At 51.6% G+C, this 25,748-nt stretch carries 22 protein-coding genes and 1 other RNA gene; 7 read left to right on the top strand and 16 right to left on the bottom strand.

Translation table 11 applies throughout. The annotated features are described in order from the left end of the window. Window positions 1-120: 120 nt before the first annotated feature. An RNA gene (gene ffs / locus BN2762_RS25715) (signal recognition particle sRNA large type) lies at window positions 121-388 on the bottom strand. Window positions 389-531: 143 nt separating this feature from the next. Between ffs and BN2762_RS02475 the strand changes: the two genes are divergently transcribed. Further along, entirely contained in the window at window positions 532-1,800 is a 1,269-nt protein-coding gene (locus tag BN2762_RS02475) for a stalk domain-containing protein (RefSeq protein ID WP_055105462.1), read from the top strand. An 86-nt stretch (window positions 1,801-1,886) separates the two neighbouring features. Here BN2762_RS02475 and rpmE read toward each other — a convergent pair whose 3' ends face one another. The 8 genes from rpmE to rpoE all read right to left on the bottom strand — a co-directional run bounded on the left by rpmE (window position 1,887) and on the right by rpoE (window position 10,595). Next, complete coding sequence (gene rpmE / locus BN2762_RS25710) at window positions 1,887-2,084, bottom strand: 50S ribosomal protein L31 (RefSeq protein ID WP_074048553.1); 198 nt, start codon at window positions 2,082-2,084, stop codon at window positions 1,887-1,889. A 109-nt stretch (window positions 2,085-2,193) separates the two neighbouring features. Continuing rightward, entirely contained in the window at window positions 2,194-3,462 is a 1,269-nt protein-coding gene (locus BN2762_RS02465; protein ID WP_055105460.1) for a radical SAM family protein, read from the bottom strand. Window positions 3,463-3,531: 69 nt separating this feature from the next. Further along, complete coding sequence (rho, locus tag BN2762_RS02460; protein ID WP_055105459.1) at window positions 3,532-4,875, bottom strand: transcription termination factor Rho; 1,344 nt, start codon at window positions 4,873-4,875, stop codon at window positions 3,532-3,534. Between the two features lie 160 nt (window positions 4,876-5,035). Beyond that, window positions 5,036-6,289: a UDP-N-acetylglucosamine 1-carboxyvinyltransferase gene (locus BN2762_RS02455; RefSeq protein ID WP_055105458.1), complete on the bottom strand. Its 1,254-nt coding sequence runs from the start codon at window positions 6,287-6,289 to the stop codon at window positions 5,036-5,038. Between the two features lie 198 nt (window positions 6,290-6,487). After that, the gene (fba, locus tag BN2762_RS02450; protein WP_055105457.1) at window positions 6,488-7,342 is read right to left on the bottom strand and encodes a class II fructose-1,6-bisphosphate aldolase; all 855 of its coding nucleotides are present in this window, start codon (window positions 7,340-7,342) and stop codon (window positions 6,488-6,490) included. 303 nt (window positions 7,343-7,645) lie between these two features. Then, a complete protein-coding gene (locus BN2762_RS02445; protein WP_055105456.1) occupies window positions 7,646-8,023 on the bottom strand; it encodes a response regulator in 378 nt (125 codons plus the stop codon). 132 nt (window positions 8,024-8,155) lie between these two features. Next, window positions 8,156-9,757: a CTP synthase gene (locus BN2762_RS02440; RefSeq protein WP_055105455.1), complete on the bottom strand. Its 1,602-nt coding sequence runs from the start codon at window positions 9,755-9,757 to the stop codon at window positions 8,156-8,158. Between the two features lie 283 nt (window positions 9,758-10,040). Beyond that, window positions 10,041-10,595, bottom strand: coding sequence for a DNA-directed RNA polymerase subunit delta (gene rpoE, locus BN2762_RS02435; RefSeq protein ID WP_055105454.1), 555 nt, complete (start codon window positions 10,593-10,595; stop codon window positions 10,041-10,043). A 512-nt stretch (window positions 10,596-11,107) separates the two neighbouring features. Here rpoE and BN2762_RS02425 point away from each other — a divergent pair. Next, on the top strand, window positions 11,108-12,319 hold the full coding sequence (locus BN2762_RS02425) for a S8 family peptidase (RefSeq protein ID WP_083484739.1): 1,212 nt from the start codon (window positions 11,108-11,110) through the stop codon (window positions 12,317-12,319). Between the two features lie 28 nt (window positions 12,320-12,347). Here BN2762_RS02425 and argS read toward each other — a convergent pair whose 3' ends face one another. From argS to speE, 6 genes are all read right to left on the bottom strand, one after another. After that, a complete protein-coding gene (argS, locus tag BN2762_RS02420) occupies window positions 12,348-14,027 on the bottom strand; it encodes an arginine--tRNA ligase (RefSeq protein WP_055105452.1) in 1,680 nt (559 codons plus the stop codon). Between the two features lies 1 nt (window position 14,028). After that, entirely contained in the window at window positions 14,029-14,448 is a 420-nt protein-coding gene (locus tag BN2762_RS02415; protein WP_055105451.1) for a YwiB family protein, read from the bottom strand. A gap of 76 nt (window positions 14,449-14,524) precedes the next feature. Beyond that, a complete protein-coding gene (locus BN2762_RS02410) occupies window positions 14,525-15,601 on the bottom strand; it encodes a PQQ-dependent sugar dehydrogenase (protein ID WP_055105450.1) in 1,077 nt (358 codons plus the stop codon). A 151-nt stretch (window positions 15,602-15,752) separates the two neighbouring features. Beyond that, the gene (locus tag BN2762_RS02405) at window positions 15,753-16,769 is read right to left on the bottom strand and encodes a hypothetical protein (protein ID WP_055105449.1); all 1,017 of its coding nucleotides are present in this window, start codon (window positions 16,767-16,769) and stop codon (window positions 15,753-15,755) included. 282 nt (window positions 16,770-17,051) lie between these two features. Then, a complete protein-coding gene (gene speB / locus BN2762_RS02400; protein ID WP_055105448.1) occupies window positions 17,052-17,921 on the bottom strand; it encodes an agmatinase in 870 nt (289 codons plus the stop codon). 16 nt (window positions 17,922-17,937) lie between these two features. Then, window positions 17,938-18,765: a polyamine aminopropyltransferase gene (gene speE, locus BN2762_RS02395; RefSeq protein ID WP_055105447.1), complete on the bottom strand. Its 828-nt coding sequence runs from the start codon at window positions 18,763-18,765 to the stop codon at window positions 17,938-17,940. A 279-nt stretch (window positions 18,766-19,044) separates the two neighbouring features. Here speE and BN2762_RS02390 point away from each other — a divergent pair, with 279 nt between their 5' ends. From BN2762_RS02390 to BN2762_RS02375, 4 genes are all read left to right on the top strand, one after another. Next, the gene (locus tag BN2762_RS02390; protein WP_055105446.1) at window positions 19,045-21,099 is read left to right on the top strand and encodes a transglycosylase domain-containing protein; all 2,055 of its coding nucleotides are present in this window, start codon (window positions 19,045-19,047) and stop codon (window positions 21,097-21,099) included. A gap of 87 nt (window positions 21,100-21,186) precedes the next feature. After that, a complete protein-coding gene (locus BN2762_RS02385; protein ID WP_055105445.1) occupies window positions 21,187-21,855 on the top strand; it encodes a DNA-3-methyladenine glycosylase in 669 nt (222 codons plus the stop codon). A gap of 358 nt (window positions 21,856-22,213) precedes the next feature. Further along, the gene (locus BN2762_RS02380; protein WP_055105444.1) at window positions 22,214-22,600 is read left to right on the top strand and encodes an ArsR/SmtB family transcription factor; all 387 of its coding nucleotides are present in this window, start codon (window positions 22,214-22,216) and stop codon (window positions 22,598-22,600) included. Between the two features lie 33 nt (window positions 22,601-22,633). Beyond that, the gene (locus tag BN2762_RS02375) at window positions 22,634-22,876 is read left to right on the top strand and encodes a hypothetical protein (RefSeq protein ID WP_055105443.1); all 243 of its coding nucleotides are present in this window, start codon (window positions 22,634-22,636) and stop codon (window positions 22,874-22,876) included. Between the two features lie 82 nt (window positions 22,877-22,958). On the opposite strand, the gene BN2762_RS02370 is transcribed toward BN2762_RS02375, so the two are convergent. Further along, entirely contained in the window at window positions 22,959-23,486 is a 528-nt protein-coding gene (locus BN2762_RS02370) for a YwhD family protein (protein WP_055105442.1), read from the bottom strand. A 198-nt stretch (window positions 23,487-23,684) separates the two neighbouring features. Between BN2762_RS02370 and BN2762_RS02365 the strand changes: the two genes are divergently transcribed. Continuing rightward, entirely contained in the window at window positions 23,685-25,676 is a 1,992-nt protein-coding gene (locus BN2762_RS02365) for a M1 family metallopeptidase (protein WP_055105441.1), read from the top strand. Window positions 25,677-25,748: the final 72 nt, after the last annotated feature.

Below are 25,748 nucleotides of genomic sequence, written 5' to 3'. Positions count from 1 at the left end.
ATGCCCTAACCAAAGAATGACCATTAAAATGGACCGGACACCGCCCGGAACGCATAAATTCGGCAATAAAAAAACATCTCTGCCCGAAAGACAAAGATGTCGCTTTATAAAACTATGTAGCCGTGCACCTGTTATCGATCATTGCGATCCAAGCGGCACCTTTACGGCGCAACTCGAGACAGGCTTCCCCCCGGCACAAAAGTATGACTGCTTATGGCTGCTTCCTTCCGGACCTGACCAGGTTCACAGGTACTCATTGCGGAGGACCCGTCTGTCAACGTCTGCCGTAAAGACCGGACCTCACATCGGCAAGACCTCTAACAGGAATTCAACCTCGCTATAGCGGATTGCGAGTTACAGGGCACCGCTACCTCCCCATCTAGCACGGTGAAAATAAGTATATCTCATACATGTCCAAAATGCAACCGGCGGTAAAAGTTGTCTTTTTACAGATACAAAAACATGCCTTCTCTCTTAAAGTTTGGTATATTTATAGAATAATATGGGACTTCATAGAGAGGATGTACCTTAATGAGAAGAATAGGCAAGCTCGCGCTCGCGGCCACGATATGGATCGGTACCCTTGGCGGGGTAATGGCGCAGCCGCAGCACGCTAACGCTAGCACCCCGATCCGTATCATGCTAGACGGATACCCTCTTTCGTTTCCAGCGGAACCTATCATTAAAGAGGGAACCACTCTTGTGCCGTTTCGCGCCATATCCGAAGCGCTTGGCATCCAAGTGACTTGGGACGCCAAGACGAAGAGCATCTCTGCCGCTAGAGGAACCGGACCCAGCTCGGTTCGCGTGCAGCTTACCCTGAACAGCAAGACATCGACCGTCAACGGGTCAAGCGTTGATCTGGCGGTAGCGCCGCAGGCGATTGGCGGACATACATTAATCCCGCTCAGCTTCTTCAGCCAGCAATTTGGAGCCCAGGTCGACTGGGATCAGAAGACGCGCACCGTCTCTATTTCGTCACCTAAGCAGCGAATGTACACCATGGGCTTCTATGCAATCTCGTCCTTCTCCGACGCCGCGGCCATACCGAGTCTGGATTCCGTCGCCTTCGGCTGGAGCCGGATTGACGAGAACGGCAAGTTTACGCTGAGCGGCAAAGATTTCAAATGGCCGCAGGCCGCAGGCAATACAACACCGGAAAGCCTGGTCAGCGAGGCAGCGAATTCCCGTACACTTCCTTACTTGATGGTATATTCGGGTGATGTTAACGGAGAACTAACCAAAATCATCGAAAATGCAGATGCCCGCAAAGAGGCAATATCGGAAATGGTCGCTACGGCAAAAAGCAAGCAATTTCAAGGCCTCCTGCTGGATTTCGAGGGCTTGGGCCTGACTACAGACAAAGCTAAAACGCGCTCTGCCTTTACCGCCTTTGTCAAAGAGCTATCCTTGCAGACCAAATCCGAGAATTTGAAGCTGGCCCTCGCGCTTCATCCGCTCAACTCCTCATATCAAGGCTATGACTACAAAGCGCTAGGCCAAATCGCCGATGAGCTCATTATCATGGCCTATGACTACCGCAGCGGCGGAAGCGGAGAGCCAGAGCCGGCTGACAAAGTTGATGAAGCTATCCGCCTGGCCCTGAAGGAGACGAAGAAGGACAAGCTCGTACTGGGCCTGAATTTGCACAGCGAGAACGCCAAGTCGGTCAACACGCTTATTGGCCTGGCTAAACGTTATGATCTCAAGGGCATTGCGATCTGGAGGCTCGGCCTAGTCAGCAGCGAAGAATGGACACAAATGCAAAACAGCGTTGAATTCAAAAAAACAGGCAGTTAACGACAACAAATCCCCTGCTGGCCAGCAGGGGATTTCGCATGTATTTCGAGATGCCGCAGATGCAGCATTTCTCCATCAAATATAAATTAGATGCCGTATTTCTTCTTAAATCTGTCAACACGTCCACCAGCATCCACAAATTTCTGTTTACCTGTAAAGAATGGATGGCAGTTGGAGCAAATCTCGACGCGCAGGTCTTGTTTAACAGAACCTGTTTCAAAGGTATTGCCGCAAGCGCAAGTTACCGTTGTCACGTGATATTTAGGTTGAATTGCCTCTTTCATGACTTTCACCTTCTTTCCGCCCTGAGCCTCAAGCGTGCACAGAGTTATAATGACACATAAAGTGATTATATCACGCGATGTTTTGTCACGCAATTGGAATATATGAGGTTTATCCCCGCAATTTTACCCGTGCTAATTCGGCCGGCGGTACGTGAGTATAAGAGCCGATGACCACATCCGGCAGCTCTTGCTGAAAAATCTCAATCGCCTGCTTCATGCCGAATACATCTCCTTTAGCCGGAGGTATTAGCTCCAGATAGCTCTCCGGATCAATGTTCAGATTGCGAAGCTGAATAAGGCGAAGCTTCGTGCGCCGGGCGAATTCAATCATCGCTTCAATCTCTTCCTCCCGGTCAGTTACGCCGGGGAAAATCAGATAATTAATCGACGTGTAGACGCCTTGATCCGAGGCATAGCGCAGCGACTTCTCGACATTCGCCAAGGTATATCCGCGCGGTTTGTAATAAGCATTATAGTGATCATCCAGCGCGCTGATCGTGCTTACGCGCATCAAATCAAGCCCAGCATCCACGATGCCGCGGATATGATCACTAAGACCCGCATTCGTATTGATGTTGATATATCCCAGATCCGTCTGCCGCCGAACCTCGCGAATCGCTTCGATAATCAGCTTGGCCTGCGTTGAAGGCTCTCCTTCACAGCCCTGCCCGAAGCTGATGATCGATTCCGGCGTTTTCAAGTGCTCCAGCATGATCTCCACGATCTCTTCCACACGGGGGCGGAAATTCATACGCGTCTGAGGAGCAACGAACCCGCTGTCATCCGGCTGCTCCGAAATACAGCCGAAGCAGCCCGCATTACAGGAATAAGACACGGGAACCGCGCCTTCCCAGCGGTTCAGAAACGTATTCGAAGCGGTCAAGCATTCATACCCCAGGGCGCAGTTCGATAAATGCTCGTATAGGCGGTTCTCGGGATATTTTGTCCGAAGCGCTTTAACTTGATGCTTCAGCTCCAGGGGATCGCAGTTCAGCGGATTCCATTTCTCGGGATCATCGGATAACCGCGCCGTAACGTAAAATTGACCGTCCTTCCACACTACTGCGGAATACCCGAACAGCGGGAGCTTGTACTCCTTATCCGTCTTCACATAACCCGGAAGACAAAGCCGGGTGTAGCCCTGCGGAAGCAAAGCTCCGACGGCTTGGACATCTCCAGAAACCGGTGTCATTTCGCCCGTATCAGGGTCCATGCCGATCGGTCTCGTCGAGGGAAGCCCTACCAGGGTCGCTCCTTCCGGCAGCGGAATGAGCTCATCCTCCAATATTTCCACGATCATATCCGAGCTGCGGGCAAGGCCATACAGCGATGGATGATCATATACTTGTCCCTTGTTGTCTGCGTATACTAAATACATGTCGTTCTCCTCTTTGCCTTTCGATATGGCCTTGAACGCTTCATTCGTTCCATGCCGCCAGGCATATTGTTAAGATCCTGAGCCCGATCCGGAGGTCGAAGCCGTCCGCGTCGGACGGCGCGCGCCGTTTCCGCTGCCGGAGGCCGATGAATTTCCTGCAGATCCATTGCCAGCCGTATCAAAGGAAGCAAGGAATTCCGCATTCGTCTTGCTGTCGCGCAGCTTCTTCAAGAAGCCCTCCACAAAGTCATAGGAATCATTCATATTCTTACGGATCGACCAAATCGTATCCAGCTCCTCCTTCGACAAGAGCACTTCCTCGCGTCTCGTCCCGGAACGGCGAATATCGATCGCCGGGAAAATACGACGCTCAGCCAGCTTCCGATCCAAGTGAAGCTCCATATTTCCTGTCCCTTTGAACTCTTCATAAATAATATCGTCCATGCGCGAGCCCGTATCTACCAAGGCTGTTGCTAGAATAGTCAGACTTCCGCCCTCCTCTACATTGCGCGCCGAGCCAAAAAACCGCTTCGGGCGATGGAACGCAGCAGGATCGATCCCGCCACTGAGCGTGCGGCCTGAAGGCGGAACAACGAGATTGTAGGCTCTGGCCAGCCGGGTAATGCTGTCTAGCAAGATAACGACATCCTTCTTATGCTCTACTAGACGCAGCGCCCGCTGCAGAACAAGCTCAGCCACCTTAATATGATTCTCAGGCAGCTCATCAAATGTGGAAGCAATGACTTCCCCCTTTACCGAACGCTGCATATCCGTAACTTCCTCCGGGCGTTCATCGATAAGTAACACAAATAGCTCAATCTCGGGATGATTAGTAGAAATACTGTTGGCGATTTCCTTCAGCAGCAGCGTCTTTCCTGCCTTGGGCGGTGCCACGATCAGGCCGCGCTGTCCAAGTCCAACAGGGGCTAGAACATCCATAATACGAGTGGATAAATGGTTAGGGGTTGTTTCAAGCACGAGCTTGCTTTGCGGATAAAGAGGTGTTAGTGCCGGAAAATGCAGACGCTCCGCTGCAATGGCCGGATTCTCGCCATTCACGGCATTCACTTGCAATAGTCCAAAGTATCGTTCGTTCTCTTTCGGCGTTCTGCATTTGCCGGATACAAGATCACCCGTTCTCAGATCAAATTTGCGTATTTGCGAAGCAGAGATATAAATGTCTTCCGTACTCGGCAAGTAGTTGATCGGACGAAGAAAGCCATAGCCTTCGGGTAGAATTTCCAGGACGCCTTCCATGAACATGAGGCCGCTCTGCTCCGCTTGGGCTCTTAGGATCGCAAAGATCAGTTCCTTCTTCTTAAGCTGTCCGTAATAAGGAATCTGATACTGCTTCGCGAGCTTGTAGAGCTCAGTCAGTTTCATTTCTTCCAAATCGGCAATTTGTAAATCCATATAGTATACCACCTATTCAATTTTTTCATTTTCACAACAATCTTCTCTTCAATGATCTATTACACTATGAAACCAGTATAAGTCTATAAATCGGAAAATTGATAGACGCATTTTACTAGTATTACCCGGTTGCAGCAAAAATATGCGGCGGGCGGAGTTTTTACTCCGCCTGACGCCACACATCCGCCCCAAGCGCACGCAGGTTGGTCACTAGGTTATCGTAGCCGCGGTCGATCAATTCGACGCCGGATACTTCCGTAATCCCTTCCTTCACCGTGAGGCCGGCAATGACGAGCGCTGCTCCGGCGCGAAGGTCGGTCGCTTTGACCTTGGCGGCATTCAGCTCTCCGCCTTCAATAATGGCCGAGCGGCCCTCTACGCGAATCTTGGCTCCCATGCGCACCAGCTCTGGAACATGCTTGAACCGGCTGCTGTACACGAAATCGCTTAATACACTAACTCCCTCAGCCTGGGTAAGCAAGCTGGTCATCGGAGACTGCATGTCCGTAGGAAAACCAGGGTAGATCAGAGCTTTCACATCCACATGCTCATACTGCGGCGCGCCAATCACGCGGATCGACTCGTCCATTTCCTCGACCGTAACGCCCATCTCAATCAATTTCGCGGTGAGCGCCTCAAGGTGCTTCGGAATAACCCCATCGATAATCATGTCGCCGCGGGTAGCCGCCGCAGCGATCATATAGGTGCCCGCCTGAATCCGGTCGGGGATAATCGAATGGCGGCAGCCGCTCATTTCCTTAACCCCTTCAATCCGGATCGTCTCCGTTCCCGCTCCCTTGATGCTGGCCCCCATTGCGTTCAGCAGTGTGGCAACATCAATAATTTCAGGCTCCTTTGCCGCATTCTCAATAATCGTGGAGCCTTTGGCTCTTGCAGCCGCCAGCATAATATTAATCGTGGCGCCAACGCTGCAGACATCAAGATAGATCTTAGCGCCTCTCAGCTCTTTGGCCTTAAGATGGATGGAGCCATGCTCATTCGTGACCGTAGCTCCCAGCGCCTCGAATCCTTTAATATGCTGGTCAATCGGACGGGGTTCGAAGTTACAGCCCCCCGGAAGCCCGATCGTCGCTTCCCCGAATCTCCCCAGCATGGCGCCCATCATGTAATAAGAGGCTCGCAGCTTCTTCACCGGGCCGTTAGGCATCGGAATAGACCGGATCTGGCTCGGATCAATCTTGATCTGGCCGTTAGTCCAGCTAACCTTCGCCCCAAGCTCCTCTAATATTTCCGTATATACTGCCACATCACTAAGATGCGGCAAATTATCCAGAGCTACTTCCGATTCTGCCAGAATGGCAGCAGGAAGAAGCGCAATCGCGCTGTTCTTGGCGCCGCTGATTTGAACGGTTCCCTTGAGCGGGCGTCCGCCCTGAATCATTAACTTTTCCATAAGAAGAAAATCCCCCTGAAGCCGAAAATAGTCCCTCAATTCATCAAATCATGACGTAAGTCATAACTATGCTCACTTAGGCAGCTGAGCGATTCTTATACATAATACCACTTATGCAATGAAATAGGAAAGACACCGCTGGTTAGCGGTGTCTTTCCCGTAAATTATGAATCGCAAACTGTACCTGGAGTTAAAGGCTTAGGCTTGGTTGCTGGAGCCGAACTCGCGCATTTTACCAATAACTGTTTGTTTGATTGCTTCGCGGCCAGGCTTGAGGAACACGCGAGGATCGTAAGCTTCAGGCTTCTCAGCCAGAACTTCGCGAACCACTTTCGTGAAGGAGATTTGGTTCTCCGTGTTCACGTTGATTTTGGAGGTACCCAGGGAGATGGCCTTTTTAATGTCATGCGTAGGAATTCCCGTACCGCCGTGAAGAACCAGCGGAAGGCTAACCGCATTGCAGATTTCTTCCATTTCCTTAAAGCCAAGGTTAGGCTCGCCTTTGTATGGTCCGTGTACGGAGCCAAGAGCTGGCGCAAGCGTATCGATGCCTGTCTCTTTCACGATGCGGACACAGTCGTCCAGCTTCGCGTACATCACTTCGCCGATTACGTCGTCTTCTTGTCCGCCGACCATACCTACTTCGGCTTCCACGGATACGCCTTTAGCATGCGCATATTCAACGACAGCTTTCGTCGTTTCGATATTTTTCTCGATGGGGCTGTGGGAATCGTCGATCATGACGGAAGTAAATCCGGCATCGATCGCTTCTTTACATTTCTCGATGCTTGAACCGTGGTCAAGATGAATCGCTACAGGCACGGTAATTTTCAAATCTTCCATAAGACCTTGTACCATTTTTACAACGGTGTTGAATCCGCCCATGTAACGAGCTGCACCTTCGGATACACCAAGAATAACCGGGGATTTCTCTTCCTCGGCAGCTTCAAGAATAGCGTGGGTCCACTCTAGGTTGTTGATGTTGTACTGACCCACTGCATACTTTCCTTTAAGAGCTTTGTTCAACATATCTGTCATACTAACTAATGGCATGGCTCCAATCCTCCTAGGACGTTTGTTTGTATTCATTTTGCCGACATTCACACGTAATTATTATAACACAACCCGACAAAAATACTATTCAAGCTTTTCATCTGGCCGCTGATTTTATAGGTGAAATAGCAGCAATGCAATGCGCTTAAAGACACCCAGGATTGCGAGAACTACGCTGCTGGAATCCTCTCTGTTCCCTACATAACCATAAGCACGTAAAAAGAAACCTCCTTAGAATAAGCATTAGGGAAGCGAATTCCGCTAACGCTCAAGGAGGTTGCACGACATTTGAAATTAATTCGGTTAAAGGACGGCCCCGCCCTTCAGCTCCATGTTTACCGCCATTCTCATCTCGTCAATGTCGAAAGGCTTCGTAAAATGCCTTAATGCGCCAAGCTCCGTTGCTTCCTTGATCATATCCAGCTCGCCATAAGCCGTCATCATGATAACCTTGATGGCCGGATTGACTTCCTTGATATGCTTCAATATCTCGAGCCCATCCATACCGGGGATCTTCATGTCGAGAAGCACCAGATCCGGCGAATCACTGCGGACGATTTCCAAAGCCATTTTGCCGTTGGCAGCCTGGAACGTCTTGTAACCTTCGCTGCTGAACACTTCCATCAATAAAATGCGGATTCCGTTCTGATCATCGACAATTAACACTTTCTTCTCTTCCACTGAGACACCCTCCTACAAGTCTAACCCTTGTAATTCTCTTAAGGTATATTCGCCTCAATTTAGGAAATCCCTTCTAATTTGGTAAAAAGATACTTAAAATCATTCGCGATTTCCTACAGGAAGAGATAAAAGTTAGGAATTATTCGCTATCGAAGCTCTAACAAACTCGCGGAACAACGGCTGCGGCCGGTTCGGACGCGATGAGAACTCCGGATGGAATTGAACGGCCAGGAACCATGGGTGGTCAGGAAGTTCGACGATCTCGACCAGCCGTCCATCCGGGGACGTTCCTGAAATGCGCAGGCCCGCTGCCTCCAGCTGTTCACGGTAGTTGTTATTGAACTCATAGCGATGGCGGTGTCTCTCCTCTACCTGGTCAACCCGGTAGCTCTGCGCGGCCAGCGACCCTGGTACCAGCTTGCACGGATAAAGCCCCAGGCGCATGGTTCCGCCCAAATCCTCAATATCCTTCTGCTCCGGCAGAAGATCGATAACCGGATGCGGCGTAGCCGGGTTGATCTCCGAGCTGTTCGCGCCTTCGAGGCCCGCAAGCGAACGCGCGGCTTCAATGACGGCTACCTGCATGCCCAGGCAAATTCCGAAGAACGGGATCTTCTGTTCACGAGCATAACGAATCGTCGTAATCTTGCCCTCGATTCCCCGATCGCCGAAGCCGCCAGGCACAAGGATACCGCCGACACCCTTCAATTGCTCCGCTACGTTGTCAGCGGTAATGTCCTCCGCATTCACCCAGCGGATTTTCACTTCCGCATTGTTATCGAAGCCAGCATGCGACAGCGACTCAACAACACTCAGGTAAGCATCATGGAGGGCTACATATTTGCCAACGATTGCAATTTCAACCGTTTTCTCCAGCTTATTAATCCGATCAACAAGCTTCACCCATTCGCTCATGTCTGGAGCCGGGGCATTCAGCTTCAAATGATTGACGACGATCTCGTCCAGACCTTCCTCCTGAAGGTTCAGAGGAATCTCATATAAAGTATCCGCATCGCGGCATTCTACAACCGCATTGGCATCGATATCACAGAAGAGGGCAATCTTCGCCTTCATGTCTTCCGACAGCTCATACTCTGTACGGCATACAATCACGTTCGGCTGGATGCCGATGCTGCGGAGTTCCTTGACGCTGTGCTGGGTCGGCTTCGTTTTCACTTCGCCGGCAGCCTTGATATATGGAATAAGCGTGACATGGATATACATGACATTGTCGCGGCCAACGTCGCTCTTGATTTGGCGGATCGCCTCCAGGAATGGCAAGCTCTCGATATCGCCTACCGTTCCGCCGATCTCTGTAATGACCACGTCCGAACCAGCCTCCCGGCCAGCCAGGAACACACGCTCCTTAATCTCATTTGTAATATGCGGGATAACTTGAACCGTTCCGCCAAGATATTCCCCGCGGCGTTCTTTACCGATGACGGAGGAATAGACTTTACCTGTCGTGATGTTGCTGTTCTTGGACAAGTTGATGTCGATAAAGCGTTCATAGTGACCGAGGTCGAGGTCTGTCTCGGCCCCATCGTCCGTGACGAACACTTCTCCATGCTGGTAAGGACTCATCGTTCCCGGATCCACGTTAATGTAAGGATCGAATTTCTGGATCGTTACCTTTAAACCTCTATTTTTAAGCAGCCTGCCGAGTGAAGCGGCCGTAATCCCTTTGCCAAGGGAGGATACAACCCCGCCTGTTACGAAAATATATTTTGCCACAGTCTAAAAACCTCCTACATAATAGTCCAGAAATTCAGGCGACTCAGATCATAGCGTAACCCATTAATCCATGAATCATAGCTAAAATGGGCATAAAAAAACAAAAAAGTGACACCCGAATAGGTCGGGGCACTTTTTAAAATTAGAACATATTTATAGGTTTGAATCATAAGCCCATGCAATAGTTTAACCGTTAGCCTCTCCCCTGTCAAGTAAAGAAGAGGGCAATTCAAGAGGTTACAAATGTGGCAATTTCGTGCAAAGATCATGGATGATAAACAAGCTATTTATCTTCGTAATCATCCTCGTACTCTTCATCTTCGGAATCCGATTCCTCGTCCTCATCCTCGAGCTCTTCATCGTCAATCAGAGGCTCGTCGACCTCGTCATCGACGCTGTCTTCATCATCATCGGAGAACAATTCGTCTTGGTCATCCTCATCGATCACGTCAAAATCATCTTCCTCATCGGTGAAGCTGTCATCCTCATCGGTGAACTCTTCGTCCTCCAAATCGTCATCATCATCGTTAATGATGCGCGGACGCTTCGCATTCGCCACAGGATCCTCCGATTTCTCAATCGGATACCAGCGCTTCAAGCCCCAAAGGTTGGTGCCAACGCAGGCAAAACGGCCGTCGATGTTAATCTCCGTATACAATTGAGCGATCGCCTCATTGATCTCTTCCTCCGACATATTGCGGATCTTGGCTACCTCGCTCATCAAATCGCGGTAATAATACGGTGTATTCGCCGCTTTCAAAATCAAAAAGGCCAAGTCAACCATCGGAATTTCATGAACCTTCTCCGGGTCGATTTTCAAATTAAGTGGGGTACTCACCAGGCGGACACTTCCTCTCACGCAAAGTTCACTATACATGGTGCCGAAATCAAATCGCAGATTGATTCCTTCACTAACATATCCATATCACACCTAAGTAAAACCTATTTGGTATTAAAATGTCAAGTTTAATAGTGTGTTCAAAACGTGTCCATATCGGACGGCGCCAATTCGCCGCAAAAACGTTAAAAAGACGGGAACGATTCGTTCACCGTCTCTTGACTGTATCCGCCCCGGACGATTGCCGGGTTTTATGAAGGCCGAAGGGCCTTCTCTTCATCGTATGTCTGTATTTTTCCTTTGACACGCGTCTAGAGAGCCCATCTTCAATATTTCTAAATATTTAATAAAATCATAGCTCAACAACGTGGTTCCATACTGTGCTTCGCCCGGCAAACCGCCTTGAAAGAGGCCTGTTTGCCCATTTCCGCAGAACAGGGCCACTTCCCCACTCCCGGCCAGCGGCGCCGTCATAATATACTCCAACACGCTAACTCGGGAGGATATCATGTATGGATTACGCCAAATTACTGCGTTTTTTGAATGACTCCATCGACCCCTCCGGAAAAGGCGGGCGGCACATCATCCGGTTTCTGCAGCCAGGGCATTATACGGAGTGCGTTCGGCTATTGTTCAAATATCGGCGCAAATATCCCGCCCTTCGGCAGATTCGCTCCTCGCCGCTGCTGCAAGCCCTATTCTGCCCCTTAAGGATCCAGGACACAAGAATTTGCTCCGCACTCGGATTATTTGTCGAAAGCGACTCCACCATCAGCGTTAATTCGCCATCTTCTCCCTCCAAGGAACGAGCCACGGACATTCCTTGGGGCGTTAAACGCATCGGAGCGCCCGAGGTATGGTCCATCTCCACGGGACACCGCATCCGCATAGGCGTCATCGATACGGGAGCCGACTACAGCCATCCCGATTTGCGCTATTCTCTCGCCCGTGGCATCCATCTGCTGAACCGGACCAGCCTGCCCCATGACGACAACGGTCATGGCACCCATATCGCGGGAACGATTGCTGCAGCAGGCGGCACCCACGGAATGATAGGCGTTGCCCCCCGTTCGTTAATCTATCCCGTCAAAGCCTTCGACCATAACGGGTCGGCATATGTATCCGACATCATTCTGGGGATTGACTGGTGCGTTAGAAGCCGCATGAATATTATCAACATGAGCTTCGGTATGAAATCGACAAGCGTATCACTTAAAAATATCGTCAATAAAGCCCACGAGGCCGGAGTCGTCATCGTCGCCTCTTCAGGAAACGACAAAAAGCAGCGTACCGCCGATTATCCGGCAAAATACGCCCAGACCATTTCCGTCGGAGCGACGAACCGTGACGGAAAAGTCGCCGCCTTCAGCAATTCCGGGCCCTATATCGACATTTATGCGCCCGGCGAGAAAATTACATCTTCCTGGCTCGGCGGAGGGCACCGCGAAATGAGCGGTACCTCGATGGCGACGTCCCATGTTAGCGGGGCTATCGCCCTGCTGCTGGCGGTGCGCCCGAATCTGACGCCGAGTGAGATCAAGCGCCGACTCCGCCGCACTGCGCGGCCGCTGGCACACACGCCGGCCCGGGCCCGGTCCGGTCAGCGCAGCGCGCCTGCTGCGCGGCAAGGGCCTGCGGCGCGAGCAGGGCTAGCCCGGGCGGGAGCGGCCGCGGCCAGGGTGCCTGCAAGCCGCTGCACAAAGAAGCCGCCCCCTTCACATTGATGAAGGGGGCGGCTTAGACGGCGCCGTACTACATCCGCTCCGGGGCAGATACGCCGATCAGCTTCAGCACATTAGCCAGCACCGTGCGCACAGCGCCCAGCAGTGCCAGCCGCGCAGCCGTCTGCTCCGCATCCTCGGTGATGACGCGCTCCGCTTTATAGTAGCTGTGGAACAACGCCGCCAGCTCATACAAATAACGCACCAGGCGATGCGGCGCAAAATTCTCGGCCGCTACGCCGACTTCCTCCGGCAGCTCGCCCATCTTGCGCAGCAAATCGAATTCATGCTCGGCAGTCAACTTGCCAAGCTTCACATCTTGGATCGATGGAGTTGCGATTCCCTGCTCCTCAGCCTGACGGAAAATGCTGCAGATCCGCGCATGCGCATACTGGACGTAATAAACCGGATTCTCATTGGATGTAGAAATAGCGAGATCCATGTCAAAATCCAAATGCGAATCCATGCTTCGCATCGTAAAGAAATAGCGAATAGCGTCGACGCCGACCTCATCCATCAAATCGACCATCGTGACGGCTTTGCCTGTCCGTTTGGACATCTTCACCTTCTCACCGTCCTGGAACAGGCTGACCATCTGAGCGATCAATACTGTCAGCTTGTCTGGGTCGTTCCCTAGAGCCTGCATGGCCGCTTTCACCCGCGGAATATATCCGTGGTGGTCGGCTCCCCAAATATTGATTATCCGGTCGAAGCCGCGGTCGTACTTATTGCGGTGATACGCGATATCCGGCGTCAAATAAGTGTAGGTTCCATCGTTCTTCACGAGTACCCGGTCCTTATCGTCCCCGTAATCCGTGGATCTAAGCCATGTTGCTCCATCCTGCTCATAAATCTGCCCCTTAGAGCGCAGCTCCTCCAGCGATTTCTCCACCTGTCCGTCAGCATACAAGGAGGACTCGCTAAACCACACATCGAACCCCACACGGAAGCGGCTCAGGTCACGCTTGATCTTGTCGAGCTCCTTCTCCAATCCGTATTGGCGAAGGAAGTCCTCCCTTTCCTCTGGAGGAAGGGACAACAGAGCATCCCCCTTCTCGGCAACCAGCTCCTTGGCGAAGCCCTTGATATCCTCGCCGTGGTATCCGTCCTCCGGCATTTCCACGTCCTGGCCAAGCTCCTGCAAATATCTCGCCTCGATCGATTTCACAAGGTTAGCGACCTGATTGCCGGCATCGTTAATATAGTATTCCCGCGTAACCTCATACCCGGCATAATCGAGCACGTTGCATAGAGCGTCCCCGACCGCTGCGCCGCGTGCATGCCCTAAATGCAAGCTTCCCGTCGGATTGGCGCTGACGAACTCGACCTGCGCCTTCTTCCCTTCCCCAAGCTTGATCCGGCCATAGTTCTCGCCCTGCGCATAAATCTGCTCCAATACAGGATATAGATAGCTTTTGCTGAGAAAAAAGTTAATGAAGCCCGGCCCGGCAATCTCAGCCCGCTCGACACCGGCCTGCTCATAATTAATATGCTTTACGATTTCCTCCGCAATCTGGCGTGGATTTCTCTTGGCAATTCGCGTCAGCTGCATAGCCGCGTTCGTTGCAAGATCCCCGTGAGCCTTATCCTTTGGTACCTCTAATACGATAGCAGGCACGTCTTCGCGAGCGGCAAGACCTGCGGCCACAACCGCGTTGAGTATCGCATCCTTTACGGACTGGTTGATTTGTTCTAACGGATTCACTGTCATCTTAAACTTCCTCCTGTATATGTAAGCTGATTACAAAATGCCCGGTCATTTCCTCATAAACCAACAGGTCGTATTCCCAGGTCACGATTCGGCGGGACCCTTCCAGGCGGTACTCCAGCCTGCTCGTATCCGTGGATAAATTGAACCTCGTATAAGGGGATTTGTAGAATCCCGGCAGCCGTCTGCCCTGCTGGAACGTCTGCTCGGATTCCACCTCCCCGTGGCGGATAATTTTAAGCTCATTCTGCGCGATCTTGACCGTTGCCCGCGTCGTACCGCCCGTTGGGCCTGATTCTGGCTCGACATATCTAACGTATACCGTACTGCCTCTAGTCATAGATTCGCCATAAATTCGCTGCTCTGACACCTCATCGCCTTGCCGGCTATTGATGACGATGATGGCTGGCTTCCAGTTCGGCACCCTATCCTCTCCATCCATTCAGCCTGTTTCTCAACATTTTCTTATTGTACTACTATATCCAGTTCAGCGGTGCAATTCAATATTTTAGCTTCAGCAAGCGGTCATCCTCATCCCGGAGAGTCCCTCGCCCATCCGTATTATTCGTAATCACATACAAATTTCCATCTGCAAAGCGTACATCCCGAATCCGGCCTTCCCCCTCCAGCAGGACCCCCGACTCCTTGCCCTCAGGCGTGAAACGGACCAGCCTCTCTCCCGCCAATCCCGTCACGATTATGAAGCCGTCCTCATCGATCGCCATTCCCGAAGGGGCCAGCGTATCGTTCCCGGTATGATATATAGGAGGCCTCATCCCCTCTTGCTTCGCATCGCCAATCACTGCCGGCCAGCCATAGTTTGCGCCAGGCTCTATAAGATTAAGCTCATCATGCCCGCCCGGGTCACCCGAGGGGCCATGCTCGACGCTGAACAGGCGGCCTGCCGGATCCCAGTCCAGCCCCTGCGGATTACGATGTCCATAGGAATAGACATAGGAGTCTGGAAAAGGGTTGTCCGTCGGGATGGCTCCATCCGGAGTCATGCGCAGAATTTTTCCCGCCAGGCTGTTCAAGTCCTGCGCCAGCTCCCCCTGACCGGCATCCCCCGTCGCAGCGTACAGCATGCCGTCAGGACCAAAGGCGAGCCGTCCGCCGTCGTGCACGATATTTCCAGGAATGCCGTCTAACAGTGCCTTTAATTCATGCCACTCCCCCTCCCGTTCCTCTATCAGCACGATGCGATTCTGCATCATGCCAGCCTCCTGATAGCTATGATAAGCATAAGCCCTCCCGGTTTCCTGAAAATCCCCAGACAGGACAAAGCCTAGAAAGCCGCTTTCCGATAATTGCTCCACCGGCCGGTTTAAATGAACCTTTTGCCTCTCTGCATCGGTGCCGTTTATTTTTACAATATAACCGTCCCGTTCGCTCACATATATGCTGTCCCCTGAGAAAGCGATGGACCATGGACTGTTCAGGCTAGTGGCCACAACCTCGTAGCTGCCCACTTTCTCTGTTCCGGCATTGCGCTGCTCCTGATCGGCCATCGGCGCACTTCCACCGCAGGATGACAACAGCAGGGATAGCAGCAGCCCAAGCAGCATTGCTCTTAACAACGTAATCCCTCCTCGCTTGTTCCTATGTGAATAAATTGAGCTGAAGCTGAATGCATACTCTACTTCTCCTTATATCATAAATATTCTAAACAAAAACACCACTCTCGCGAGCGGTGTCACTAATCGTATATAATCAATTACCGATTAATCATCAGAGCGGCTGGCTTAATACCATGTATTTCACCTCGGAGCCCTCGAAATAAAGATGGAACCGGAAATAATCGCCTGACTTGTAGCTCCATTTGCTAGGCAGCTTTCTCGCATCGGCATCGAGCTTCTTGCTAACTTCCGCTGCCGTAAGTCCTACCTTGACCCCGCCAGACGTCTCATGGGAAATGCCGCTAAAGACGATTTTGTTGTTAAGCTCAAGAATCCCTTCCTTGAATTTACGAATCTCCCTGACTTCGCCTATGGCGTAATCGTAATAAGGCATCTTCCAGTCGGCGGTCTCTGCCGCAAGCCGCTTCTCCCAGTCGATATAAATCTGTCCGTCTACCGCAATCTGCTCCCGTTCGATTCCCGCGGGCTCGCTGGAGTCGGCCTGGCCCTCTGCTTCTAACCGCGCGCGCTCCTCTAGAGCATCGAATTGGCCGAGCTCCGATTCCGGCTTCAACAGGCCATGCATGAGAAGCAGCACCTGATCATCGGCATAATATGCCTTGCCGGCGGCTTCGAATGCGTTATTCTCTAAATTGTAAGGTATATCCATGAGCTGCTCATCGTCCAGGATAAACTGTATAACGACACGACCCGCCGGTTCAGCCGGCTCGGTTACGGCTGCCTGCATATCCGTAAAGCGCAAAGACTGCATTACGACATACAGGCGTTCATAGGGTATTTCTCTCTTCTCTCCGCCCCGGATAACAAAGACAGATTTCACATCCTCTTCCTGGAACGGCAGATGGTCGAGCAAATAAGGGGATTCCGACTCTCCTTCCTGAGGCTGATTCTGTCCCTTCTCCAAAGAAATTTCGTCCTGCTCCGAGACCTGTCCCGGGGCCTCTCCCAATCCCGGTTTACCGACAAGACTCCCGCTTGCCTCCATATCCGAGTTATTCAGTACCTGCCCCTGTTGCTGCAACTTCACAGTACTGATAATGAAGACAACCGCAAGCACGATCAGGATGCCCGCTAACATATAACCTTTATAACTTCTTTGTTTGTTCATTTTCCCTCCTTAAATGCCATGCGCCATATTTCAAATTCCATGTGATTAGACGCATAAAATGAATATAGGTTTCCGAAATTTCCCACCTTTCGTGCAAATTAGTCCCAAGGGCATACTCACTCCCTCTGATACAGGGGGGATTAAACCCAACTCTATTTCATCAGCGGCAGTATCCGCAAGCATCCGCTGCTGACACAAAAATACCCTGCAGCGTAAAAATACGCTGCAGGGTACCTCATCCATTACACCAATTTAGAAGTCTTGTTCCATTTCGCCACAATGTTATTTCACAAAGCCGAGCAGCATTTCGCGAATGAGCTTGGCAGCTACGATTTGAGTCTGCTCGGTCGGATCATAGATCGGAGCGACCTCTACAAGATCGCAGCCCACGACGTTCACGTCGGATCTAGCGATCAAATGAACCGCTTCAAGCAGCTCCTTCGAGGTAATCCCCCCCGCTTCGGCCGTTCCTGTACCCGGGGCGCAGGACGGATCGAGCACGTCGATGTCGATCGTTACATACACCGGGCGCGAGCCCATTTTCGGAAGCTCGGTCTTCAGCGGCGCGGCGACCTCGAATGGATGGAAGTTAATATTCTGGCGTCCATAAAGGAATTCTTCCTTCGATCCGGAACGGATTCCGAATTGATAAATGTTCTTTCCGCCCATCAATTCAGCCGCTTTGCGAATCGGCGTAGAATGGGACAGCGGCTCGCCCTCATATTGATCACGAAGATCGGCGTGAGCATCAATATGAATGACAGCCAAATCAGGATACTTCTCATACATCGCCTGAATGACCGGCCAGCTGACGAGATGCTCTCCGCCCAGTCCGATAGGGAACTTGCCGTCCTTCAACAGACCGCGAACATAGTCGCCAATCACGTCAAGACTGCGAGCCGCATTGCCGAAAGGCAGCAGCAGATCCCCCGCATCGAAATAAGCAGCGTCTAGAATGCTCTTATCCAAATACGGGCTGTACTCCTCCAGACCAACCGATGCCTGGCGAATGCGCGCAGGACCAAACCGCGAGCCCGGACGATAGCTGACGGTATAATCCATCGGCATCCCATAAATAACCGCTTTGGAGTCCTCGTATGATTCAGAGCTGCAAATAAACACGTTACCTGAATAAGCCTGATCCAATTTCATTGGCCCGAATGCCCCCTTACTTTACGAGATCTTCTACGAACTTAGGCAGCACGAATGCAGCTTTGTGCAGACGCGGCGAATAGTACTTCGTATCGATCTCTGGAATTTGGGTCTCATCCACTTGAAGCGGATCATGGGTTTTGCTGCCGATCGTAAAGGTCCACAGGCCGCTCGGATACGTAGGAATGTTAGCGCCATATACCCGAACTATCGGGAAAATTTCCTTAACGTCCTTATTCACCTTTTGAATCAAATCGGCCTTGAACCAAGGATTGTCGGTCTGGGCCACGAAGATGCCGTCATCCTTCAGCGCCTCATAAATCCCTTGATAGAAGCCGCGCTCGAACAACGGAGCCGCCGGGCCTACAGGCTCCGTTGAATCCACCATGATGACGTCGTACTTATTCTTGCTCTCAATAATATGCATATAGCCGTCGTTCACTTGAACCTCAACCCGCGGGTTATCCAGCTCACACGCGATTTCCGGCAAATATTTCTTCGAGTATTCAATGACTTTTCCATCAATATCTACAAGAACAGCCTTCTCGACCTTGGGGTGCTTCATTATTTCGCGAATAACGCCGCCGTCACCGCCACCGACAACAAGCACATGCTTCGGATCCGGGTGCGTAAACAACGCCGGATGAGCTACCATCTCGTGGTATACAAATTCATCCTTCACCGTCGTCATGACCATATCGTCAAGCACCAGCATTCGTCCAAACTCTTCGGTATCCATGATCGCCAAATCCTGAAAATCCGTCTGCTCTCTCACCAATGTTTCCCGAATTTTTGCCGTAATGCCAAAGACGGGCGTCTGTTTCTCCGTAAACCACAATTCCATCGTATAACCCTTCTTTCCCGTTAGAATAGTGTTTAGCCGTCATATTAACCCTTACCGGAGGCCGGGGGCTGTCCAGATTCACTTCTCGCAAAGTTTCTCTTCCTATTGTACCAAACAAATTTGATTATATTAAAACAAGGTGAAAATGCAACTGTTTCTGGAAATCCGTAAAATCGATCTTCCCCATGTCTCCGCCATGAATATCTCCCCCAAACTTTCCCATACTTAACAATAGCATATGAATTGCGAGAATATGGAGATTGGAGGCGATTATAAGCTATGCAAAGACTTATCCGAAGCAGCAGAAGGGGCTCCCGCCGCGGAAAGCTCCTCATCGTCAAATGGGGCCTCGCCGGCATCATCGCTGGGCTGATCGCCTCCGCTGTGTTTTTATTCTATTTATACCAGACCGACCTGCCGCTCGCGTACTCCGACCGAAATTCGCAGCTTCTCAGCCGCCAGGGCGAAGCGATTGCTGTCTTCTCCAGCACAGATCGCAGCCGCTCGCGCATCGCGCTAGATCATATTTCGCCCTACCTGATCCAAGCGACATTGGCCGTAGAGGACCGGCATTTCTACAAGCATTTCGGCTTCGATCTTAAAGGCATGGCCCGGGCTGTTCTCGTTAACCTCAAGGAAATGAACAAAGTGCAGGGGGCCAGCACATTAACACAGCAGCTTGCCCGCAACCTGTATTTATCGCATGAGCGCACCTGGTCGCGAAAAATAAAGGAAGCGATGTATACCGCACAGTTGGAGATGAAGCTGGACAAAGATCAAATCCTGCAAATGTATCTCAACGAAATTTATTACGGACACGGCGCATACGGCATTCAAGCCGCCGCCCAAATGTATTTCGGCAAATCGGCGGAGCAGCTCAGCCTGGCTGAAAGCGCCATGCTAGCCGGTGTACCGAAGGGACCTACTTACTATTCCCCCTTCAATCAGATGAAGAATGCGAAGGATCGCCAGCGCTTGGTGCTGAATGCTATGGTGGAAACGGGCAGCATTACCCGGCAGCAGGCGGAGGAAGCTTATGAAGAAATCCTTCAATTCAAATCCCTGAAGCTGAGAACGGCTGGGGATAAGGCTCCATATTTTCGCGACTATGTCCGGAACGTCGTCATCAACGAGCTGGGCTTCGACGAGAGCCTGCTTGAGCATGGCGGGCTAAAAATATATACCACCTTGGATCTGGAGGCACAGGAAGCCGCCGAGCTGGCCGTGGCCAGCGAGCTCAAAGGCTCGCCCGAGCTTGAAGCTGCCCTGATCTCGATCGACCCGCGCAACGGCCATATCAAGGCTCTTGTGGGCGGCGTGAACTATGTACGGAGCCAATATAACCATGTTTTCGCCACAACCCGCCAACCGGGTTCCACCTTTAAACCGATTATGTACTTGTCCGCCTTGTCTTCCCGCAAAATGACGAGCGCCAGCAAGTTCTCCAGCCAGCCGACCTTGTTTCATTATGATAACAACCGAAAAACATACAGCCCCAAAAATTTTGGCGACAAATATCTGGGAGAAATTGATATGCGCCAGGCCATTGCCGCCTCGGACAATATTTATGCTGTCAATACAATCCTGACAATCGGATCCGACCAGGTGATTGAGCTTGGACGGAAAATGGGCATTACCAGCCCGCTCAATGCGGTGCCTTCCCTGGCCCTGGGGACATCGCCCGTCAGCCCGTTCGAGATGGCCTCAGCCTTCGGCGTAATCAGCAATCAGGGCAGGCAGATCAAGCCGGTGGCGGTGCTGAAAATTACCGATGACGAGGGTCGCATATTATATGAAGCCCCTTCCCCGGCGGCTGAGCAGGTCGTCGACCCCGCCGCCGCCTATGTGCTCACTCATTTGCTGGAGAGCGTATTTGAGGCCGGGGGGACCGGAAGCCGGGTATCTGCGGAAATCAAACGCCCGGTTGCAGGCAAGACGGGGACGACAAGCACGGATGCCTGGATGGTGGGATTCACGCCCGAGCTGTCCACAGCCGTCTGGGTCGGGTATGACAAAGGAAAGACGCTGGGCACGGCGGAGTCGCGCAAGGCAGCGCCTATTTTCGCTAAGTACACGGAAAAGGCTTTGGAGAAGGTGCCGCCAAAAATTTTCCCTATCCCCGATGGCGTCGTCAGCGTATATCTTGATCCCGCGACAGGCAAGCTGGCCACCGAGGACTGCCCCAGCAAGAAGCTGGAGGTATTTATTGAAGGCACCGAGCCGACGGAGGCTTGCGATGCTCACGGAGCCAAGGAGCCTGAGCCGCTCCCCGTGGAGGAGAAAGCAAAGAGCCGTTCCTGGTGGAGCGACCTGAAGCGATGGTGGATGGACTAGGCATACGGCTTGCTGTATCATGTGGGATAAATTCAATCGACACTCACAAGACGTCTGGTTGGCGTCAAGACAAGGAGATCCCAGATCATGAGCTTACCATTTACCTCCTATGAAGAAGGAACGCCGCTTCCCCCCGCATTCTATGACATGACAGCCTTAGAGGCAGCTCCCCGGTTGATCGGCCATACGCTCGTTCGCCGCACCGAGGACGGAGATATCCGCTGCCGTATCGTCGAGACCGAAAGCTATGGCGGTGTAGAGGATAAAGGAAGCCACGCCTACGGCGGAAGAAGAACCGCTAGAACGGAAATTATGTTCGGCCGGGGAGGGGCTGCATACATTTATCTCATTTATGGAATGTATCATTGCCTGAACGTAGTCACCGGCGCCATGAACGACCCGCAGGCGGTATTGATTCGAGCAGTCGAGCCCTTGACCTCCGCTGATGAGGTTCTGATGCGCAAATATAGAAACGCTGCGGCCAAGAGGCCCGTCGATTTATCCGGCGGTCCGGGCAAGCTGTGCCGCGGGCTTCGCATCGACAAATCGCTGAACGGGCAATCTCTCCTCGAGCAGGGCGGACCGCTCTGGATCGAAGCCGGCAGACCGCTGCAGAATGCGGCTATTATGCAGTCACCGCGAATCAATATTGCATATGCAGAGGAGTATGCCGCCAAACCGTGGCGTTTTTTTCTCCGGAACAATCCATATGTTCCGCTTCTTGATAAGAACATGGACGTATTCAAGGAGTTTTGAGCAAAGGTTTGCCCGTAACCCGTAACTGCGCCCGTATTGTTATGACTGCCTCTTAGAGCCTCAAATTGTTGCTCGGAACCCTTAAATTTACTGTTACGGGTTAGAAACATCGGGTTCCTCCCATCGCGGTGTTTCGCTGCATGACGGCGGCCGGACCGACCATGCTCAACATAAAGCGCCGGCAAGCCGACGTTATAATCCCTTCCATTATGCGCCATACAGGCGCATTTTTTTATTCAGCCTTCTACACATTCAAGCAATCATTTGAATATGATAGCCTGCAATAGTATTATGTACACATAACAATCAAACAAATGCTTGAATATTGCTTCAAAGGAATATAGGAGGTTTCGTACATATGACCCAACCCCTCTCTCTAGCCCAAGCCGAAGGATGCGAGCACTCCGATTTGTATGACGACATTGCCGTCGGGCTGCGAAACAGCCTCAACGAGCAAGACATCATCGGCATGGCCCAGATGTTCAAAGCGCTGTCTGATCCGAATCGGATGAAGATCGCATATTTATTGCAGCAGAAGGAAGAACTGTGCGTATGCGACGTCGCCTCGATCCTCGGCAGCTCCGTTGCTACGGCATCCCATCATTTGCGCTTATTGAAGCAAATAAACATTACGAAATCACGCAAGGAAGGCAAGAATGTATTCTACTCGCTGAAGGATCACCACATCCAGACGCTGATTACGATGACGCTGGAGCATCAGAAGGAGAAGAACAGCCCTGAGTAAATCCACTGCCGCTTCAGGCAAGGAGCAGGCGCCTTGAAGCTCATCGCCCTTCTGCTCGCAATTCCCGGCTGGCTGACCCTCTGGGTCGCCGGCATGTCCGATAGGGGCGGCGCCATCGTGGTAACGCTGCTCGGGCTAACCGCCCTGCTCTTGCCCGCAGGGGTGCACCGTCCCTCCGTTCAGCAAGGTCATCCTAAGCCGCTCGTTCATGGAGGACGCTCTTTTTTGAAAAATTGCAATCTGCAGTACTCTGAAAAGGGATATTTAATTAAATAAGCACACGCCTTCAAAGGGTGATCCCTTCAACACAGGCGTGTGCTTATTTATAATTCTGTCCAGGCCAAAGACAGTTAAGCTGCTATTCCGTTTCCAGAGCTGCCTTCAGCTCATCCGAAGACTTCTCCCACCATTCCTCATTGGTTTCCAGGAGAAGCTTCTTCAGGGCTGCCTTCTGCTCTGGCCCCAGCCCATCCAGAATCACTTTGCGCTTCAAGGCATAATCCATCTTGTTGACGTGATCGGCGAGTATCTTCCAGCCGCGGCGGGCTTCCGTGTCGATCCACATTTCGCACGCGGTCATTCCGCCGTAGAACTGCCCCAGCTCCGGCGTGCGGTCAACGGCTACCCATACGATCCATACCTGACGGCCATTGGGGACATCTTCCTTATTGACCGAGAACTTGATGCCCTTCTCGACCTTGCTCTTGGCATGCATGGCGCCGATGTCGATGTAGGCTTCATCGCCATCGATAATGACCGGCGACATGCTGTTCAAATCGATGGAGCCTGCCCCAAATCCCTTATGCTTGCTCTTGTCATCATTACTAATAATATTTAAGGCGAATATTTTCTTACCCGTCTTCTGCGAAGTATCTTTATTATCCATAATTCCCTCCACCTGGCTTGATGCGAGCGCTGATCTTGTCTGAGCAACGGGACGCCCAAGGCAGTTTCTGCGTGTTTTCTTCCCTATTAAAGAATGCTTGTTCAGCCGACATACACATTAATTTTATTTTAGCTAATAATCTCCCAAATGCAAACATATACATGCTGTAGATGCTTGTCAACAGGAGGTATCCATGGAATGACCCGTCGAACTTTTATGGTTAGTATTTCTATCCTTACCCTGTGTCTTCTAGGCGGCTCTATAATGTACATGCTCTACGCCGGCCATCCAATCTCCCCCTCATTTGCTCCTCAGCAGCAGGGCAAAGCCGCCACAGTAAAGGCACCCTCTCCCCAACAGGCGGAGAGCATACAGCAGCCGACGGCAGAAATACTCAGCAACCGGGTTACAGAATACCACATTGACGTCAAGCTGAATGAGCAGGAGAGAACGCTGACCGGCACGCAGACGCTGACCTGGACCCATCCCGGGAAAAAAACGCTGAATGAGCTCTATTTTCATCTCTATCCCAATGCCTTCGCTTCCCCGGAGAGTACTTTTATGAAGGAATCCGGCGGCCGTCTGCGAAGCGACACTATGCCAAAGGACGGCTGGGGCTCTATCGAGCTCACCGACATCCGGACAATGGACGGCATTTCACTGCTGCATCGCATTCAGTATGTCCAGCCTGACGATGGCAATGTTAACGACAGAACGCTTGCCAAAGTGCGCCTCCCCATGTCCGTACAGGGCGGCGAGACCATTACGTTAAAAATGGATTTCACCGTGAAACTGCCTAAAGTTTTTGCGCGCATGGGCACTGCCGGCGACTTTGTGATGGCTGGCCAATGGTTTCCCAAACTAAGCGTTTATGAGCCGGTCTTCCGGAGGGGAAGAAGTACGGAAGGATGGAATTTGCATCAGTATCACGGTAATTCGGAGTTTTATTCCGATTTCGGCATTTACAGCGTCAATATCGACGTTCCGAGCAGCTATACCGTTGCGGCAACTGGATTTCCGACTAAGCCCGCTATGCTGAAAGGAGAACGAAAAATCGTACAGTATTACGCTGACGACGTGCATGACTTCGCTTGGGCCGCTTCGCCGGACTTCGTCTATGCCGAAGAGCCGTTCTCTTCAGCAGAGGTTCCCGGAGTCCGCATTAAGCTCTATCTGGACCCGATCCACAAGGACCTGAAGGACCGGTATTTCTACGCGGCCAAGGTGGCATTGTCCAATTTCAGCAAATGGTACGGTAGCTATCCGTATTCCACATTATCCATTGTTGTACCGCCAGCGGAAGGTAACGGCGCAGGCGGAATGGAGTACCCGACACTGATTACGGCGTTTGGGGCAACCAGCGACTCTCCAGGCTACGACGAGTTGGAGCGAACTGTAATCCATGAAATCGGACACCAGTTCTTTTACGGGATGGTGGCCAGCAATGAATTTGAAGAAGCCTGGCTGGACGAAGCCTTCACCTCCTATGCAGAAGACCGCCTAATGGAGCAGGAATTCGGAATTACGACCAGTCTGCCGATCCAAGCTGGATTGATCTTCAATCCGAAGCCCTTGACCCAGCCCTCATGGGATTTCGGAACGGCCGACACCTACGCCAAAAACGTCTATCACCGCGGCAAGCTCATTCTCCTTGATATCGAGCGGCAAATCGGCACCAAGGCCATGAACCGTACCCTGTCACTCTATGCGCATAAATACCGGTTTAAGCATCCGACTACGGTGGATTTTCAGCGGGTGCTTGAGCAAACGACGGGGCGTTCCTGGAAGAATTACTTCAATCAATATGTATATGACGGAAAAATGGCGGACTATGCCATAGAGAACATTGGCGTCTATGAAGTCCGGCAGGGCAATGAAGCGCTGTATGAGGCCGTTGTCAGTATTAAGCGTAGGGGCGGAACTCACCCGAAGGTGCCGATTCTCTTTACGTTTCAAGACGGACATACGGTCCGGAAGGCATTTGACGGGACAGAGGAGCAGGCCGAGTTGAAATTAAGCTATAAAGAGCCCCTTGCCTGGGCAATGATCGATCCGGACTATACACTAGTTCTGGAGAACAAACACATCAACAACTACTTCAAGGCCAACATCGATGAGAAGATCAGCACGCGCTCTAATGTCAGCGTAACGAAGCTGCTGGAAATTCTGATCGGCTCATTCCTGTGGTAGGAGGCAAGTTTTGTTCGATGTTATTCGAAGTAGTCCTGCTCACAAAACTAAGCCTATGCTTCCGATGCAAGT

Source organism: Paenibacillus ihumii, assembly GCF_001403875.1.
GTDB lineage: Bacteria > Bacillota > Bacilli > Paenibacillales > Paenibacillaceae > Fontibacillus > Fontibacillus ihumii.
This window is presented reverse-complemented; position numbering and strand designations above follow the sequence as displayed.